The organism is Pinibacter aurantiacus, from assembly GCF_019130065.1.
Lineage (GTDB): Bacteria > Bacteroidota > Bacteroidia > Chitinophagales > Chitinophagaceae > Pinibacter > Pinibacter aurantiacus.
This window is the reverse complement of record NZ_JAHSPG010000003.1, coordinates 84,859-101,557: the sequence shown is the minus strand read 5'-3', so window position 1 is coordinate 101,557 and position 16,699 is coordinate 84,859. Positions and strand designations below refer to the sequence as shown.

The window sequence follows — 16,699 nt, the reverse complement described above, 5'->3', positions numbered from 1 at the left end:
ACTCAGTTATTCAGTTAATCAGTTATTCAGTTATTCGTCCTTCCAGCTGCCAAAAAAATATTTTTTCACTCTCTGTACTCCGCCGCTCCCCGCCACCTGTCTTATTTAAATGAACCTTGGGAAATAACCGTATATGGTCAATAAAGAGAGAATACAGTACTTACTGGATAAATATGTTGCAGATAAAATTTCTGCTGCGGAAGAAGAGGAATTATTCGATGCTATAGGCTCTGGCATGTATAATGATCTTTTGGCAAACCACATTATGGTAAGGTTCCACCATCCTCAGATGGAAGAAATGAACATTGATGAAAAAAGAGCTGAAGAGATTATCGCTAAAATCAAGCACGCCGAGAAAGAAACAGCGAGCGTTATACCTATTCAAAAGAAACACAATTACAGAAAAGTTTGGTTTGCCGCAGCATCCATTCTGGTGATTAGCTTAAGCACCGCAGTTTTCTTTTTATCAAAGAAAAAACCTGCTGCAGAACTGGTTTCTGTTAAAGAAGAAGTGAAAGGCGCGATGTTCATTAATAAAGAAAACGGTGGTACAAAGGCTGAACGTTTTCAATTGGAAGATGGCAGTTTTATAACACTTAAGCCCGGCTCTTCAGTAAAATATCCTGAACATTTTTCTGCTGACAAACGTGATGTGTATTTATCCGGTGAAGCTTTTTTTGAGATCACAAAAAATGCCGGCAAGCCATTTTTTGTCTACAACAGAAATCTTGTAACGCATGTGTTGGGGACATCTTTCAATATTAAAACAGACGAGAATAATAAGAGGATCGAAGTGTCTGTCGTAACCGGAAAAGTAGAAGTTTACGAACGTGAAGAGAATGCAGACGAGATCAAAAACAGAAAGAATAAAGGCCTTATAATCACACCAAATCAAAAAGTAATTTACGGGGAAGAAAGTAAAACTTTCGATGCAACACTTGTTGATGTTCCATTGCCTATAGTTGTTAATAAGGATAGTGTACAAGTCGCTCCTGTAAAGGAACGCGCAGCATTTATTTATGAATCAGAAAGGTTTGAAAGCATTCTGAAAGCTTTGCAGGTAACCTATGGAGTAAATATAGAAGTGGAGGATGAAACCCTTAACAACTGTCTCTTTACAGGTGATATTACAGATCAGAACCTTTACAAAAAACTAGATATTCTTTGCCAGTCGCTCAATAATACTTACGAAGTAAAAGGCACATCAATACTCATACGTGGCAGGGGATGTAAATAAATCTTCTCCCTCTCCAATGGAGAGGGTTGGGGTGAGGTAATTATTCAATCACTAAACCATAATTATTGCTTTATGAAAAACAACAACTGCGAAACCTAATACAAACAACCTCTCTTGATTATACTGCAAAAGAATGCCGGTATGTGGGGCATACCGGCAAGGAAACCTATGCGGTTTAATTATGTCCGAAACAGTTTACTTAACGAACAAAATCATATGAAATTATGAAAAAAAAGCAATTTATTGCTTCAATACTGCTTGCAATGAAGATTATTGTAGTACAATTTACTATCGCCGTCACTTTTGCGTTTTCGGTATACGCAAAGAAAACAGAAGCGCAGGGCATCCTGGATAAGCCTGTCACGCTTTCTGTAGACAAAATAACGGTGTTCAGGTTCATCACGTTAATGCAACAACAAACCGGCGTAAAATTCCTCTACAGCCCATCTGCAATAGATGGAAATAAAAAAATAAGCTACTCCGGCGATAATAAAAAAATTTCAGAAGCGCTTTGCGAAGTAATGAAGCCGCTCGAAATTCGCTATAAAGTCGTAGACGACCAGATCTTGCTTTATCCGGAAGAAACAAGCCTAAACCCTTTGCCAGACAATAAGACCGTAAACATTTTAGCAGACCACTACGTTGGCGGAACTGTTGTGAATGAAAAAGGTGAACCCCAGGCTGGTGTCAGCATTACGATAAAAGGCTCTAACCTTGGCGTTTCTACAAATGACAAAGGTTATTTCCGCATCAGTGTAAAAGATGAAAATGCTGTACTTGTGATAAGCTATGTCGGATACAAGTCGCAGGAATTTAAAGTAGGCAGTAAAACAGATTTTGTTTTAAAACTGGAGCCTTCTACAGATCAACTGAATGATGTGGTGGTAGTAGGATATGGTACGCAGAAAAGAAAAGATCTTACAGGCTCTGTAGCAACCGTGAATGTTACCGACGCGAAAAAGAACCCTACCTATGACGTTGCCAAAATGTTGCAGGGACAGGTTGCCGGCGTTTCAGTTCATGGTTCGGGAGAGCCCGGCGGTTATGTGCAGATCAAAATAAGAGGTATCAGTAACTTTGGTGATAACAGTCCTTTGTTCGTTATCGACGGAGTACCTATCGACGCTCCATTTGATTTTTCACCTGAGGATATTGAGTCCATCTCTGTTTTGAAAGATGCCTCTGCAGGTGCCATTTATGGTTCGCGTGCAGCAACAGGCGTGGTGATCATCACTACTAAAAAAGGAAGAGCAGGCTTACCAAAAATAACATTCAATGGTTATGCCGGTATACAGCAGGTGCCAAAGAAAATATCAGTATTAGATAGAGTTGGTTACCAAAAAGTAGTAAACGCTGCCACAACAAATGCAGGCCTTTCACTGGTTCCTGCAAATGATCCTTCCAACCCAAATTTTGTTTCCAATATCAATACAGACTGGCAGGATGCTGCCTTGAAAAGAGGTTCTATTCAAAATTACAACGTAGGTATTTCAGGAGGAAGTGATGCGCTTAATTACAATGTTTCTCTTGGTTACTTTGATCAAACGGGCTACCAGGTTGGGCCACAGGCCTACAAACGTTATTCCCTCAACACAAGTTTGCAGGGAAAGAAAGGTAAATTCAGCTATGGTGCCAAAGTAGCTTACATGTATTCCAAGAAAGGTAACTATGCCGGAACTGCTAACCACGCTGTATTCGGAGGAACCGTTACCAGCATGCTTACAGCGATACCTACAATGCCGGTGTATGATTCTACAAAAGAAGGTGGTTACGGCGGTACCGATCAAACTATTCACCGCGCCATCTCTGCAAACGTTGTTGGTTTGAACTCAATCGTGGACGACTGGAGCGAACGCAACAGGATATTGTTAAACGGTTGGGCAGAATTTGAAATCGTTAAAAATTTAAAATACAAGATCAACGCAAGCTTTGACAGAACAGACTATAAAAACTACCATTATGAGCCAAGCTTCAACATGGGTTTTTATTACATCAATACCCAGTACTATTATATGGAGGGCTTTGGTCAGCCAAATAAGCAACTCGTAGAAAACACCCTGACGTATAACTTCACTAAAGGAAAGCACCAGGCAGATTTCCTTGCAGGTTATACGTTTGAAAAAATGAACAATTCATCGCAAACCGGTACATCTCGTGATAACGGAAGCATGGAATTCCCTTCATTCAGCAACGCCGCTGCTTCTGCTAATACCATCACCGAGTGGAGAGGTACTTATGTTACCACTGGGCTTCTTGGCAGAATTAACTACAACTACGATAGCCGCTATCTCCTTACTGTAAACTTTAGGAGAGATGGGTCTTCCAAATTTGCCCCTGCAAAAAGATACGGTAACTATGTGGGTATTGCAGGCGCATGGAACATAACAAACGAAAAATTCATTAAGCTTCCTGCCGCAATCAGCAGCATGAAACTGCGTGGTGGATGGGGAACATTAGGTAACCAGCTTAATCTGAGTGAGTATCAATGGCAGCCATTTATCAACACCGCTTCTAACTACAACTTCAGCAATATCTATGCACATGGCGCCACTACCGTTTCCGTTGCAGATCCTAACCTGCATTGGGAGAGCTCTACCACAAGTGACGTAGCGTTGGATATGGGTTTCATGAAAGAGAAACTAAACCTGACTGTTGAGTATTTTGATAAAAAAGCTTCAGACATTCTTACAGATTTACCTTTACCGTACTCTGTTGGTTCAGTGCCAAATACAATCAGGACCAATGCCGCAACTGTTAAGAATACAGGCGTTGAGGTGACATTGGGTTATAGAAAAACGGAAGGCAGATTTACCTATAATGTAAGTGCAAACTTCTCTACTTTGAAAAATAAAGTGTTGAAACTGGGTGGTACCAATAATCCAATATATCGCTCGGGCAGTAAAACAGAAGTGGGCAGATCAGTGGGCGAACTGTACGGTTATCAAACGGAAGGCATTTTCCAAAGTACTGATCAGATTGCAGGTCACGCATTCCAGTCTGTATTAACGGCCCCTGGTGATGTGATCTTCAAAGCGCAGAACGGAAAAAATAACGATCATACAGATACACTTACAGATGCTAATGACAGAACATATCTAGGTAGTGCAATTCCTAAATACAACTATGGCTTTACCTTTAATGCTGCCTATGCTGATTTTGATCTTTCTCTGTTCATCCAGGGAAGTGGTGGTAACAAAGTGTTTAACGCTGTTTACCAGGCGCTCATGACAGGACAGTATGGCAACCAACACACAGATGAGTTGAACTTCTGGTCACCAACCAATACAAACACAAATGTTCCAAGACCCATCATCAACGATCCTAACGGCAACAACCGTTTCTCGGATCTGTTTGTTGAAAGCGGTTCTTATGTAAGATTGCAAAACGTACAAATAGGATACAATATTCCGGCTTCATCAGTTCTAATGAGAAAACACGTTGTCAGCAAGCTGCGTTTTTACATAGCTGGGGAGAACGTACTCACCCTGAGCAAATACAAAGGATATGATCCTGATTTCATCAGCGACGGTTTGTTTAACCGCGGATTTGATTACGGTTCTTTCCCTAATCCAAAAACGTTCATGTTCGGTATTCAGGCAGCGTTCTAATTTTTTATCGTTAAACTAACTAAGAATGAAAAAGACTTTTTTGAAATACGGAATAGCCATTTGTTCGATCATTACTTTAGCGAGTTGTGACAAGCAACTTAACCAAACCAATCCCAATTCTCAAACATCAGCATCCTTTTGGAAAACGCAAAACGATGCGCTGGCAGGAACAAATGCATGCTATCAAACTTTTATTGAAGATGGCGGCTACATGCGCTTTGCGCCCATTTTGCTCAACGTACAGGGCGACGATATAAAAAGCAACAGCCCATGGACAGCTATCTCCAACGTTGGAAGGTTCCAGTTGGGAACCGCCGATAATTCAGGCTACGGCTGGACATTTGATGAATTTTACCAGGGCATTTCACGATGCAACCAGGTAATTGCAAATGTGCCGGGAATATCTATGGACAATACATTGAAGAACCGGCTTGTAGGTGAAGCATATTTCTTACGCGGGCTCTATTATTTTCATTTGGTAGACATGTTTGGTAGTGTTCCATTACCAACTACAACGGCTAAAATATTGCCACAATCAACTGTTACCGAAGGATGGGCGCAGGTAAAAGCAGATTTTAAAGCAGCTATTCCTTTGTTGCCAATAACTTACGCAAACCCTGATAAAGGCCGCGCCACTAAAGGTGCCGCAATGGCTTATCTTGGAAAAGCATATCTATTTAATGGTAATTTTGATAGCGCTTCCGTACAATTTAAATCTGTGATCGACCTCAATGTTTATAGCCTGATGCCGAACTATGCTGACAACTTTGGCGAAAACAATGAGAACAATGCAGAGTCTGTTTTTGAAATTCAATTCTCCCTGACAGCGGGTGGTACAGACTTGCAGTGGCAAGGTGTGCCGTCCTCTACATGGGGCTTTTATTCTGCACGTGCCATCACATTTGGGGCGCCAAATTTTGGTTGGACAGACGTACAGCCAACAGCAACAGCATTGGCTGAGTATCGCCAGGAAAAAACAAAGGATGGCAAGATAGATCCTCGTTGCCTTGCAACTATTTTCTACAACGATACGGTAGATACACATTTGGCCAATACGCCAATGTACCAGACAACGTTCCAGGCTGCTTACGCTTCAAGCCCTGCATACATGGGCGATACTTACTGCAAAAAGTATGAAAACTGGCAGGGTTCAAAGCCAAATGAGTACGACTGGAAATCCGGCATCAACGAAAGACTCATGCGTTATTCTGATGTAATGTTGATGTATGCAGAATGCCAGAACGAACTGGGCAATGCAGCAGAGTGTGCAAAGTACATTCAACTGGTGCGCAACAGGGCAAACCTGCCTGATCGTCAAGCAGAATTTGCCGGCTACAGCAAAACACAAATACGTGACCAGATTGGTCACGAAAGGCTACTTGAATTCTGCCTGGAAGGCCACCGCTTTGACGATATCCGCAGATGGGGCTGGTTAAACGACGCCACCAAACTTGCGTGGTTGAAATCAAGAGATCCGGAGTTCGGCAGCTATCTCCCTGGCAGAGAATTGTTGCCAATTCCACAAACAGAGATTGACAACAATCCTGGTTACAAACAAAACGGGACTTATTAACCCTTAGATTAAATAAGCAAGCAAAAAGGAGCCGATTCTTCGGTTCCTTTCTTTTCCAAAGACGTAACAGCATAGAGCGCCAAGGTTACGCAAAGGAAACGAAGGTTTTTAAAAAAAGAGTTGAAGGGAAAGCGGGTTTAATGTCTTTTTAAATATTCTTCTTTCCCTTTGCGTTTTTGAGAGTTGCATAAAATTATTCAAAGTTTTTCCTTTACTTCCTTTGCGTTTAATTGTCAGCCCGCAGGTATATAAAAATTTTATAATTGTAAAAAATACACTTATTTTAGAGCTCTAATATTTACTCGAAAAAACAACGACATGAAATTCTTGCGATTGCTATTGGGAACTTGTTTCCTATTCACATCGGGATTGCTATTTGCCCAAACAAATATCTCCGTCAACACAAGTAATTCTTCTACTGTTATCAGCAAACACATTTATGGTCATTTTGCAGAGCACCTGGGTCATTGTATCTACGGTGGATTTTATGTAGGAGATACTAGTAAAACAATTCCCAACACGAATGGCGTTCGCAACGATATCATTGATGCACTTAGAAAATTAAAGATTCCCAACCTTCGCTGGCCGGGTGGTTGCTTCGCAGATACCTATCACTGGAAAGACGGCGTGGGGCCAAAAAACAAACGTCCCGAAATGGTGAACAAATGGTGGGGCGGCGTTACAGAAGACAATAGTTTTGGCACACACGACTTTTTAAATATGTGTGAACTGCTTGGCGCAGAACCATACCTTGCCGGTAATGTAGGAAGCGGAACCGTACAGGAACTGGCTGATTGGGTGCAGTATGTAAACTTCGACGGGAAAAGCCCCATGAGCGATTGGCGCAAACAAAACGGAAGAGAAAAACCATGGAACGTAAAGTTCTGGGGCGTGGGTAACGAAGCGTGGGGTTGTGGTGGAAATATGCGTCCGGAATATTATGCAGATATATACCGCAAATATGCAACTTTCATGGGCGGCGGTTTAATGCAAATTGCATCCGGTGCAAACAGTGCAGATTATCATTGGACAGAAACATTGATGAGCCAGATTCCTCTGCACATGCTGGGCGGCGTAGCACTTCACCACTATTCAGTTATTGATTGGAACCATAAAGGACCTGCCACTGATTTTTCTGAACAACAATATTTCGCCACAATGAAAAGCGCATGCTTCATGGACTCTTTAGTCATCAAGCATTCCGCTATCATGGATAAATACGATCCTAAAAAGAAAGTAGCGCTGGTGGTGGACGAGTGGGGCGGATGGTACGATGTTGAAGCTGGTACTAATCCCGGATTTTTGTATCAGCAAAACACTATGCGCGATGCGATGATTGCAGGTGTTACACTGAACATCTTCAACAATCACGCAGACCGTGTACGCGTTGCAAACCTTGCGCAATGCATCAACGTATTGCAGGCCGTGATTCTTACCGATAAAGAAAAAATGATCCTGACACCTACATATCATGTGTTGGAAATGTACAACGTGCACCAGAATGCAAAACTGTTGCCTGTCACCATCAAGACGAATGACTATGTTCTTGGTAATGATAAGCTGCAGGCAGTTTGGGCATCGGCTTCAAAAGATTCATTGGGTGCAACACATATTTCACTCGTAAATATCGACTCTAAAAAATCGCAGGATATCACCGTGAATTTTGACGGAGCGCAATTTAAAACTGTAAGCGGCAGAATTCTTACTTCTGCTAAACTGACTGATCACAACACCTTTGAACAACCAGACAAATTGAAACCTATTGCCTTCAATGGAGCCAATGTAAAAGGTTCTACGGTGAATGTAAAATTGCCTCCATTCTCAGTAGTGGTACTGGAATTAAAATAAGACTCTATGAACAAGCGAATACTTGGCGGCATTATTTGTGGCATCTGTTCATTGCAGATGAATGCACAGGAAAAAAAGGATTCGACGTTTATCGCGAATGGAAATCCTATCATTCAGCACGAATACACTGCTGATCCTGGGGCAATGGTGTATCACGATACGGTTTATTTGTACACCGGTCACGATGAAGCCAAGCCACCGCATGAAGGATATGTGATGCATGAATGGCTTTGCTTTTCAACAACTGACATGGTGCATTGGACAGAGCATCCATCGCCCATGAACACCAAAGATTTTGCCTGGGCAAAAGATGACGCATGGGCCTCACAGGTGATAGAACGAAACGGCAAGTTTTATTGGTACGTAGCAGTGGAGCATGGCACAATACATGGCAAGGCAATCGGCGTAGGAGTGAGTGATAAGCCAACAGGTCCTTTTAAAGATGCACGCGGCTCGGCGCTTATTACAAACGACATGACGAAAGCCACAAATATTTCCTGGGATGATATTGATCCGACAGTGATCATCGACGACGATGGACAGGCATATCTTATTTGGGGGAATACGAAATGCTACTACGCAAAGTTGAAGGAGAATATGACAGAGCTTGATGGGCCCATTCAAATCATTGATCTGCCAACGTACACCGAGGCACCATGGATACACAAACGCAACGGATGGTATTATTTATCTTATGCAACACAGTTCCCCGAAAAGATTGCCTACGCGATGAGCCGCAGCATAAACGGACCGTGGCAGTACAAAGGAATATTAAACGAGATAGCAGGCAATAGCAATACGAATCACCAGGCGATAATTGATTTCAAAGGAAAATCATACTTCATCTATCATAACGGAGGAATTAATACCAACGGCGGAAGTTTCAGAAGATCAGTTTGTATTGATTATCTCTTCTACAACAAAGACGGTACAATGAAACGTGTAGTAATGACAACGGAAGGCGTGCAACCAAAAAAGTAGAAAACAATGAGACTGTTTAGTAAATACAGTATTTGCGTAAAAGCTATGATGTTCGTTGCGGCATTGCTTCCCCTCGCTTGTTCGAAAAGCGGCGGTGGAACCAACAATAGTGGCACAGACACTGTGATTGTCACTCCTCCAAAAGCCTTTGACATCAACTCAATCAACGATACTTATGCGGATGTCTCACCATTTGCTAATTATTTGCAATGGGGAAGTTATAATGTACACGATCCGTCAATAAAGAAATTTGGCGATTACTACTATTGCTACAGCACAGATGCCGGATACGGCATAGATGTACGTTTGGGCCTGCAGATACGAAAATCAAAGGACCTTGTACAATGGCAGTTTGTAGGCTGGGTATTCAACACACTCCCTCCTAAAGGCTCCGATTACATAAAACAACAAGGCGGTACTCCTAATAACTCTTTGTGGGCGCCGTATGTAATGAAAGTGGGCAGTGAATACAGATTGTATTACTCATTGTCATCCGCAACAGCGAGACTAAGTGTAATAGGGTTAGCCACTGCAACAACTCCCGAAGGTCCATGGACAGAAAAAGGCACAGTCGTTGTTTCTACTAACAATGCTGTTCGCCAAACAAATGCCATCGACCCAACGGTTATTGTAACTCCTGCCGGCGAACATTGGATGTACTATGGTTCTGCATGGGATGGTATCTATGTTTTGAAACTGGACCCCACAACAGGACTTGCGGGTAATAATGGCGACATTGGCGTACGTGTTGCCAATCGCGGATTTACAGGTGGCAAATACAACGGCAATATCGAAGGCGCAGAGATCATTTACAATCCCGATCAGAAAAAATATTATCTCTTCATAGCCTACGATTGGCTGGAAACAAAATACAATGTGCGTGTTGGAAAAGGCGATAGTCCGCAAGGCCCGTTCTACGATTTCAATGGCGTAGATATCAACACCGATGTTGACCACACACCAATGATCGTGGCTCCATATCAATTCAGCGGCCACGGCGGGTGGCAGGGAACTTCGCACTGCACAGTGTTTGATGATGGTTCAGGAAATTATTACATTGGCCACCAGGGCAGACCAGGCATAGCCAAGTACTACATGGACCTGCATGTACGAAAACTTTTCTGGACAAAAGATGGCTGGCCAATTGCATCACCGGAAAGATATGCATGGGAAGATAACAGCATCGTTGCAAAAGATAGCCTTGCAGGAAATTGGGAACAGATCATTTTAGGATATCGTGTAGTGCCCGGTTATGCCGATGAACAAACATCACCTGATTTTCAGGTATCACAAAGCTTAACCATCGGAACAAACGGAACTTTAAATGGAGATGCAGCCAGCACCTGGACCTACACCGCCCCGTGGCTGGAAATGCATTGGAGCAATGGTTACACAGATAAAGTATTTGTACAAAAAGGGCGCGACTGGGAAAACAAAAAATCAACAATAATATTTTCCGGCCTCAACAATGCAGGCACGGCAATATGGGGAAAGAAAAAATAACGTGAATGATGAACATGAATCAGGAATCTTCGAACATCACAATTCTTAATTCCTAATTCGTAATTGACAACATATACTATGCGAAAAATAAGTTTATTAATGATTGCTCTCGCTGCACTTGGTATACCCAACGCACGGTCGCAGAAGCAATTGACGGTAAAAGTAAATCAGACGAAAGCCGACATCCAGCCAACGATGTGGGGCGTATTTTTTGAAGACATCAACCTTGGTGCAGATGGTGGAATCTATGCGGAAATGGTAAAGAACCGCTCGTTTGAATTTTTCAGACCATTGATGGGCTGGGATGTGAAACGCAAAACTGAAGGCGATGTGCTCGTTGTAAACAGAAAAGAAGTAAACACTGCAAACCCACGTTATTTAAGGGTTACAGCAAACAACGCTGCTAAGGGCGATGTTGTACTGGTGAATGAAGGCTTTCGTGGCATGGGCATTAAGAAGGACCTGCGTTATGATTTTTCTATCATGTATCATCAGCAACAACCAGCCGTAAGGCTGACTGTAGAATTGATCGATGCAAACGGAAAAAGCATTGGTGGCACAACCATCACTCCGCAAGAATCCGGAGATGCATGGCACAAAGCAATCGCAAGCTTCAATGCTACAGCAACAGAGCTGAAAGGAAAACTAAAAATAACAATAGAAGGAAATGGTGTTATAGACCTAGATATGATCTCGCTGTTCCCAGGCGACACATGGAAAAACAGGCCGGGCGGTATGCGTGCCGACATGGTGCAATTGCTTGCTGATATGAAGCCGGGCTTCATCCGTTTTCCCGGTGGTTGTATTGTAGAAGGCTTTGATTTGTCTCAACGTTACCAGTGGAAAAAAACACTTGGTCCGATTGAAGAAAGACAATTGCTGATCAACCGCTGGAACTTTGAGTTTGCACATCGCCCAACACCAGATTACTTTCAAACATTCGGTTTAGGATTCTTCGAATACTTTCAACTGGCAGAAGATATAGGCGCAGAACCCTTGCCAATATTGAATTGTGGCATGGCTTGTCAATTTAATTCTGCCGAAGTAGCCACGCTCGACGAACTCGATCCTTATGTACAAGATGCTCTCGATCTCATCGAATTTGCCAACGGTGATGCTTCTACGAAATGGGGCAAAGTGCGTGCAGACATGGGACATTCTACTCCGTTCAATTTAAAAATGATGGGCGTGGGAAATGAAAACTGGGGGCCGCAATACGTTGAGCGCTTGAAGATTTTTACCAAAGCGATCAAATCAAAATATCCCGATTTCAAACTGGTAAACAGCTCTGGTACTGATCCTAACGGCGAACGTTTTGATTATCTCAACAATGAGCTGCGCAAAATGAACGCAGACATCATCGACGAGCATTATTATCGCAAACCTGAATGGTTCTTTGAAAATGCGAGACGCTACGATAACTATCCACGCAATGGTTCCAAAATATTTGGTGGCGAATATGCAGCTCAAAGCGACAAAACAGTGAGCGTAGATAACAAGAATTGCTGGTTGACCGCATTGTCTGAAGCCGCCTTCATGACTGGCCTAGAGCGTAACGCAGATGTTGTAAACATGGCTTCTTATGCGCCCCTGTTTGCGCATGCAGATGGCTGGCAATGGACACCCGATCTTATTTGGGTGAATAACCTGAAATCTTATGGTACCCCTGATTACTATGTGCAGCAATTGTTCTCTTTAAACAAAGGAAACAAAGTGGTGCCGATTACCTTGAATAACGATGTAGTAGCAGGTCAGGATAGTTTGTTTGCCGCTGCTGCTATTGACACGAAGACAAATGAGTTGATCATCAAATTGGTAAATGCGTCAAACAGATCACAAGAGACATCTTTATCACTTGATGGTGTTAAGAAATTGGCATCACAAGGAACGCTAACTGTCTTGCAAAACGATGATTTGATGGCTGTGAATTCGTTCACCGAGCCAACTAAAGTTTCACCAAAGCAGTCAACGGTTAAATTAAGCGGAAAGAAAATAAATCTCTCTGCAGCACCTTATTCATTTAGTGTGCTACGAGTGAAAATATAAGTTCTCAGTTGTTGTTAAAACGGGTTTGAGGTGAGATGAGAATCTTATACCTTGAACCCTATTTTTTTGAGAGAAAGCACACAGATGACACAGATTGGACTGATTTACACTGATTTTTTGATCAAATAAAAATCATAAAATGAGATTTACCTCATTCATAAATTATCTGCTTCATCTTAACCTATCATCAGAATGTTAAAAATCTGCGTTCTTACTATGAAAAAGATTTTACTACTTAGTTTGCTCGCCATCTCAACGTTGGCACAGGCGCAAAAGTTAGAAACAAACATTTCTGTGCATGACCCTGTCATCATCAAACAGGATAGTGTCTATTATATTTTTTGCACCGGCATGGGCATTTCTGTTTGGTCGTCGACGAACATGAAAGAATGGAAAAAGGAAAAACCCGTTTTCGATAAAGCCCCACAATGGGCCGTGGATGCTGTTCCTGGATTTAAGGGACATGTTTGGGCGCCTGATATCAGCTTTCACAATGGCATGTATTATTTGTACTATGCAGCTTCTGCATTTGGAAAAAATACTTCTTGTATTGGCCTTGCCGTTAATAAAACATTAGATCCCCGCTCTACAAATTATAAATGGACAGATCTTGGAAAAGTGATTCAATCCGTGCCCAACAGAGACATGTGGAACGCCATTGATCCAAATTTGATCGTGGATGAAAATAAAACAGCGTGGCTGGATTTCGGTTCGTTTTGGGATGGTATAAAACTCGTAAAGCTCGACAGTAGTCTGCAAAAAGTGGCCCAACCGGAAGAGTGGCATTCACTTGCCTCTCGGCCAAGAAGTTCTGCTGCAGATTCATCTGCGGGTGATGGTGCCATTGAAGCTCCATTTATTTTCAAAAAAGGAAATTACTATTACCTCTTTGTTTCGTTTGACTATTGTTGTCGCGGTCCAAAGAGCACTTACAAAATGATGGTTGGCAGAAGCGAAAAAATAACCGGACCGTATCTCGACAAAGACAATAAAGACATGGCACTTGGCGGTGGCTCATTGCTTTTGCAAGGCGACAGCAATTGGTACGGCGTTGGTCATAATGCCGTTGCAACGTTTGATAACAAAGACTATCTCATCTTCCATGGCTATGATGCCCACGACAATGGAAAGCCGAAACTACGCATCGAAGAACTGCAATGGATAAGCGACTGGCCGGCGGTAAAATAGTTTTTTTACACTAAGGCACTAAGGACACAAAGCTCCACTAAGGAGTCGCGGAAATTAAAACCATTCTTAGTGAAACTCAGTGCCCTCAGTGCCTTAGTGGTAAATCTGTGTCTTACACAGAAACTAATTCCTGCATTATCGACAAAATCATTTCATCGCACAACTCCTGCATTCTATCTCTCATTTCCCCATATCTCGCGATTTATAGAAATTAAGGGTTTGCCGCAGAATAACTTTACACGACAAAGCAACACTGACCTTAATTTTTAAAAATGATTTGTTATGAAAAAGATGCTCCTCATCCTGGCGATCGTTATTACTGCCACTAGCTTCAAAGCCAAAGCTCAAGAAGAAAGCGCCGCGAAAACTCCCAAATGGATATCCGACAAAGGCTACTGGGTTCTTGAAGACAACAAAAAGGGAAATTCATTTTCCGTTATCAATTTTTATAACAATGACAATCAACTCGTTTACAGGGAAAAGTTGATTGGCAGCACTTTAAATATCAAAAAGAAGAAAACACTAATGAAGCTGAAAGATGCGCTTGAAACAGCAATAGTTGCCTGGGAAGGAAATCATACGCTGAGGGAAAACGAAGCCATCGTAGCCAAAGTAATGCAGTAGAGACAAGGCATTGCCTTGTCTCCGCATAAGCGGAATTTCAACAGAGACAAGGCAATGCCTTGTCTGTACGGATTCAATGTTTTTCCGTATACGAAAAACGAATGTTCGTCGCTAATCAGATTTTGCGAGTTTTTAAACGCTGAACAATTTTGTAACTTAGTAAACAAGGCTTAAATCCTTGTCGTCATGGAAAAATATCCGCTCATATTTTCTGACAAATACAAGTATACGCGGCATTTGTTGTGGTGGCTAAGTTGGTGGATCTTCAGTGGGGTTTTGTATTCATTTGGCTGCGCCCCGGCCACGATTCCATATACACAGAGATTATCCTGTGCAATGATTGAATCGCTTTTGTTTCTGCCCGCACACATTTTTATGGCTTATACTTTGATGTACTTTGTTGTACCGAAGTTTATCCTGAAAGCAAAGTATCCTTTGGCTGCAGCAATGGTGATTGTGGTAGTTGTTTTAACCGGAATCATTTCTGCGTTGATTTCAAACTACGTGGTAATGCCTTTCCGGAAAACGTTCTTTCCTGGTTTTTACACAATTGTCGCGAGTTCTGTTTATGCGGCATTCTTTTTATCATTTCTGGCGGGACTTCGCGGCGGTATAACCATAGGCGGAATGGCTGCTGCCATCAAGCTTATGAAATATTGGTATGTAAAAGAACAACGCAACCTACAATTGCAAAAGGAAAATGTGGAGACTCAACTTCAACTATTGAAGGCGCAAGTGCATCCGCATTTTTTATTCAATACGCTAAATAACGTATATGCACATACGCAAGATGCCTCGCCCGTAGCATCCGGTTTAGTACTGGGTCTCTCCGATATGTTGCGTTATATCTTGTATGAGTGCAACCAGCCATTGGTGCCGCTTAGCAAGGAAATAAAAATGATCAGGGACTACGTAAAACTTGAAACTGTGCGCTATGGCAACAAGCCAGACATCAATATTGATGTAGAAGGAGATGTAGATGAATATCAGATAGCACCATTGTTGCTTTTGCCGCTTGTGGAAAATAGTTTTAAACATGGTGCCAGTGAGATGCTTGAAAACCCATGGATCAATGTGCATATTTATTTTGAAAAGAATATTATGCATTTGAAGATCATGAACGGTAAAGCTCCTTCAAAAGCAATTTCAAAAGTAGGCGGCATTGGCTTGCAGAATTTGACAAAACGCCTTCAGCTTTTATATGAAGGAAAACACCAGTTTGCCGTCATTGAAGATGAAGATGTGTTTGTTGTAAACCTTGACATTGAATTGCAAAGACAAAAAGTAAACATGCCTGCAGTGGCCCTAAAATACGCATGATTATGAGTGAATCAAATGTGATCAAATGCCTGGTGATAGACGACGAACCGCCCGCCCGCAGCATACTTAAAAGCTACATTGAAGCTATGCCGGCATTGAAGTGGGTGGGAGAATGTGGCAATGCCATTCAGGCACTCTCATATCTGCAGCAACATGAAGTTCAATTGATCTTTCTCGACATAAGAATGCCGCAACTAAGTGGCATTGATTTTCTTAAGACGCTTAAAAACCCTCCCGCAGTAATTTTTACAACTGCTTATTCCGACTACGCCATTCAGAGTTATGATCTTGATGCACTTGATTATTTATTGAAGCCCATACAGTTTGAGAGATTCATAAAGGCGATCAATAAAGTGCTGTACGCAAAAGGAAACAAGCAATTGCCTGAAGCTCCTGCAAATACTGATACTCCTGCTGTTAAGGAAAGTTTTGTTTACTTCCGTGCCGATAGAAAGATGGTCAAGGTTATGCTACGGGATATCCATTATATCGAAAGCATGAAAGATTATGTAAAAGTCTTTACCGGCAGCGGCACTATTGTAACACGTCAATCCATCATCTCATTGGAAGCCATGTTGCCCGGCAATATGTTTCTACGCACGCACCGCTCATTCATTGTCTCCCTTGAAAAGATCCGCTCTTTCACTAACGAAGTAATCGAAATTGAAAAATCAGAAATACCGGTGGGGAAGTTGTATAGGAATAATGTGATGAAGACATTAGAAATTAGGAATTAGGAGTTAGGAATTAGAGTTATGGTCTTCATAAGGT

11 protein-coding genes are annotated in these 16,699 nt (G+C 42.1%); all 11 read left to right on the top strand.

All coding sequences use genetic code 11. The features are described 5' to 3' along the window. Nucleotides 1-133 precede the first annotated feature (133 nt). The 11 genes from KTO63_RS06275 (at nucleotide 134) to KTO63_RS06225 (ending at nucleotide 16,665) form a co-directional block, all read left to right on the top strand. Nucleotides 134-1,237 (top strand): FecR family protein, encoded by a 1,104-nt coding sequence (locus KTO63_RS06275; protein ID WP_217790392.1) that lies wholly within the window; start codon nucleotides 134-136, stop codon nucleotides 1,235-1,237. A 224-nt stretch (nucleotides 1,238-1,461) separates the two neighbouring features. After that, entirely contained in the window at nucleotides 1,462-4,845 is a 3,384-nt protein-coding gene (locus KTO63_RS06270; protein ID WP_217790391.1) for a TonB-dependent receptor, read from the top strand. 25 nt (nucleotides 4,846-4,870) lie between these two features. Then, entirely contained in the window at nucleotides 4,871-6,418 is a 1,548-nt protein-coding gene (locus KTO63_RS06265; protein ID WP_217790390.1) for a RagB/SusD family nutrient uptake outer membrane protein, read from the top strand. A gap of 318 nt (nucleotides 6,419-6,736) precedes the next feature. Then, complete coding sequence (locus KTO63_RS06260) at nucleotides 6,737-8,266, top strand: alpha-N-arabinofuranosidase (RefSeq protein WP_217790389.1); 1,530 nt, start codon at nucleotides 6,737-6,739, stop codon at nucleotides 8,264-8,266. 6 nt (nucleotides 8,267-8,272) lie between these two features. Then, the gene (locus KTO63_RS06255) at nucleotides 8,273-9,247 is read left to right on the top strand and encodes a glycoside hydrolase family 43 protein (RefSeq protein ID WP_217790388.1); all 975 of its coding nucleotides are present in this window, start codon (nucleotides 8,273-8,275) and stop codon (nucleotides 9,245-9,247) included. A 6-nt stretch (nucleotides 9,248-9,253) separates the two neighbouring features. Further along, on the top strand, nucleotides 9,254-10,750 hold the full coding sequence (locus KTO63_RS06250) for an arabinan endo-1,5-alpha-L-arabinosidase (RefSeq protein ID WP_217790387.1): 1,497 nt from the start codon (nucleotides 9,254-9,256) through the stop codon (nucleotides 10,748-10,750). 99 nt (nucleotides 10,751-10,849) lie between these two features. Then, on the top strand, nucleotides 10,850-12,796 hold the full coding sequence (locus KTO63_RS06245) for an alpha-L-arabinofuranosidase C-terminal domain-containing protein (RefSeq protein ID WP_232373058.1): 1,947 nt from the start codon (nucleotides 10,850-10,852) through the stop codon (nucleotides 12,794-12,796). A 216-nt stretch (nucleotides 12,797-13,012) separates the two neighbouring features. Continuing rightward, the gene (locus KTO63_RS06240; protein ID WP_217790385.1) at nucleotides 13,013-13,984 is read left to right on the top strand and encodes an arabinan endo-1,5-alpha-L-arabinosidase; all 972 of its coding nucleotides are present in this window, start codon (nucleotides 13,013-13,015) and stop codon (nucleotides 13,982-13,984) included. Between the two features lie 282 nt (nucleotides 13,985-14,266). Beyond that, nucleotides 14,267-14,608 carry a hypothetical protein gene (locus tag KTO63_RS06235; protein WP_217790384.1) on the top strand — a complete coding sequence of 114 codons (342 nt, stop codon included), beginning with the start codon at nucleotides 14,267-14,269 and terminating at the stop codon, nucleotides 14,606-14,608. A gap of 186 nt (nucleotides 14,609-14,794) precedes the next feature. Further along, nucleotides 14,795-15,928 (top strand): sensor histidine kinase, encoded by a 1,134-nt coding sequence (locus tag KTO63_RS06230; RefSeq protein WP_217790383.1) that lies wholly within the window; start codon nucleotides 14,795-14,797, stop codon nucleotides 15,926-15,928. A 2-nt stretch (nucleotides 15,929-15,930) separates the two neighbouring features. Beyond that, entirely contained in the window at nucleotides 15,931-16,665 is a 735-nt protein-coding gene (locus KTO63_RS06225; protein WP_217790382.1) for a LytR/AlgR family response regulator transcription factor, read from the top strand. The last annotated feature ends 34 nt before the right edge of the window (nucleotides 16,666-16,699 follow it).

Bases quoted from the DNA above. Each gene is read 5' to 3' on its own strand.
- KTO63_RS06275 (WP_217790392.1), top strand. From the start codon at position 134: ATGGTCAATAAAGAGAGAATACAGTACTTACTGGATAAATATGTTGCA.
- KTO63_RS06270 (WP_217790391.1), top strand. From the start codon at position 1,462: ATGAAAAAAAAGCAATTTATTGCTTCAATACTGCTTGCAATGAAGATT.
- KTO63_RS06265 (WP_217790390.1), top strand. From the start codon at position 4,871: ATGAAAAAGACTTTTTTGAAATACGGAATAGCCATTTGTTCGATCATT.
- KTO63_RS06260 (WP_217790389.1), top strand. From the start codon at position 6,737: ATGAAATTCTTGCGATTGCTATTGGGAACTTGTTTCCTATTCACATCG.
- KTO63_RS06255 (WP_217790388.1), top strand. From the start codon at position 8,273: ATGAACAAGCGAATACTTGGCGGCATTATTTGTGGCATCTGTTCATTG.
- KTO63_RS06250 (WP_217790387.1), top strand. From the start codon at position 9,254: ATGAGACTGTTTAGTAAATACAGTATTTGCGTAAAAGCTATGATGTTC.
- KTO63_RS06245 (WP_232373058.1), top strand. From the start codon at position 10,850: ATGATTGCTCTCGCTGCACTTGGTATACCCAACGCACGGTCGCAGAAG.
- KTO63_RS06240 (WP_217790385.1), top strand. From the start codon at position 13,013: ATGAAAAAGATTTTACTACTTAGTTTGCTCGCCATCTCAACGTTGGCA.
- KTO63_RS06235 (WP_217790384.1), top strand. From the start codon at position 14,267: ATGAAAAAGATGCTCCTCATCCTGGCGATCGTTATTACTGCCACTAGC.
- KTO63_RS06230 (WP_217790383.1), top strand. From the start codon at position 14,795: ATGGAAAAATATCCGCTCATATTTTCTGACAAATACAAGTATACGCGG.
- KTO63_RS06225 (WP_217790382.1), top strand. From the start codon at position 15,931: ATGAGTGAATCAAATGTGATCAAATGCCTGGTGATAGACGACGAACCG.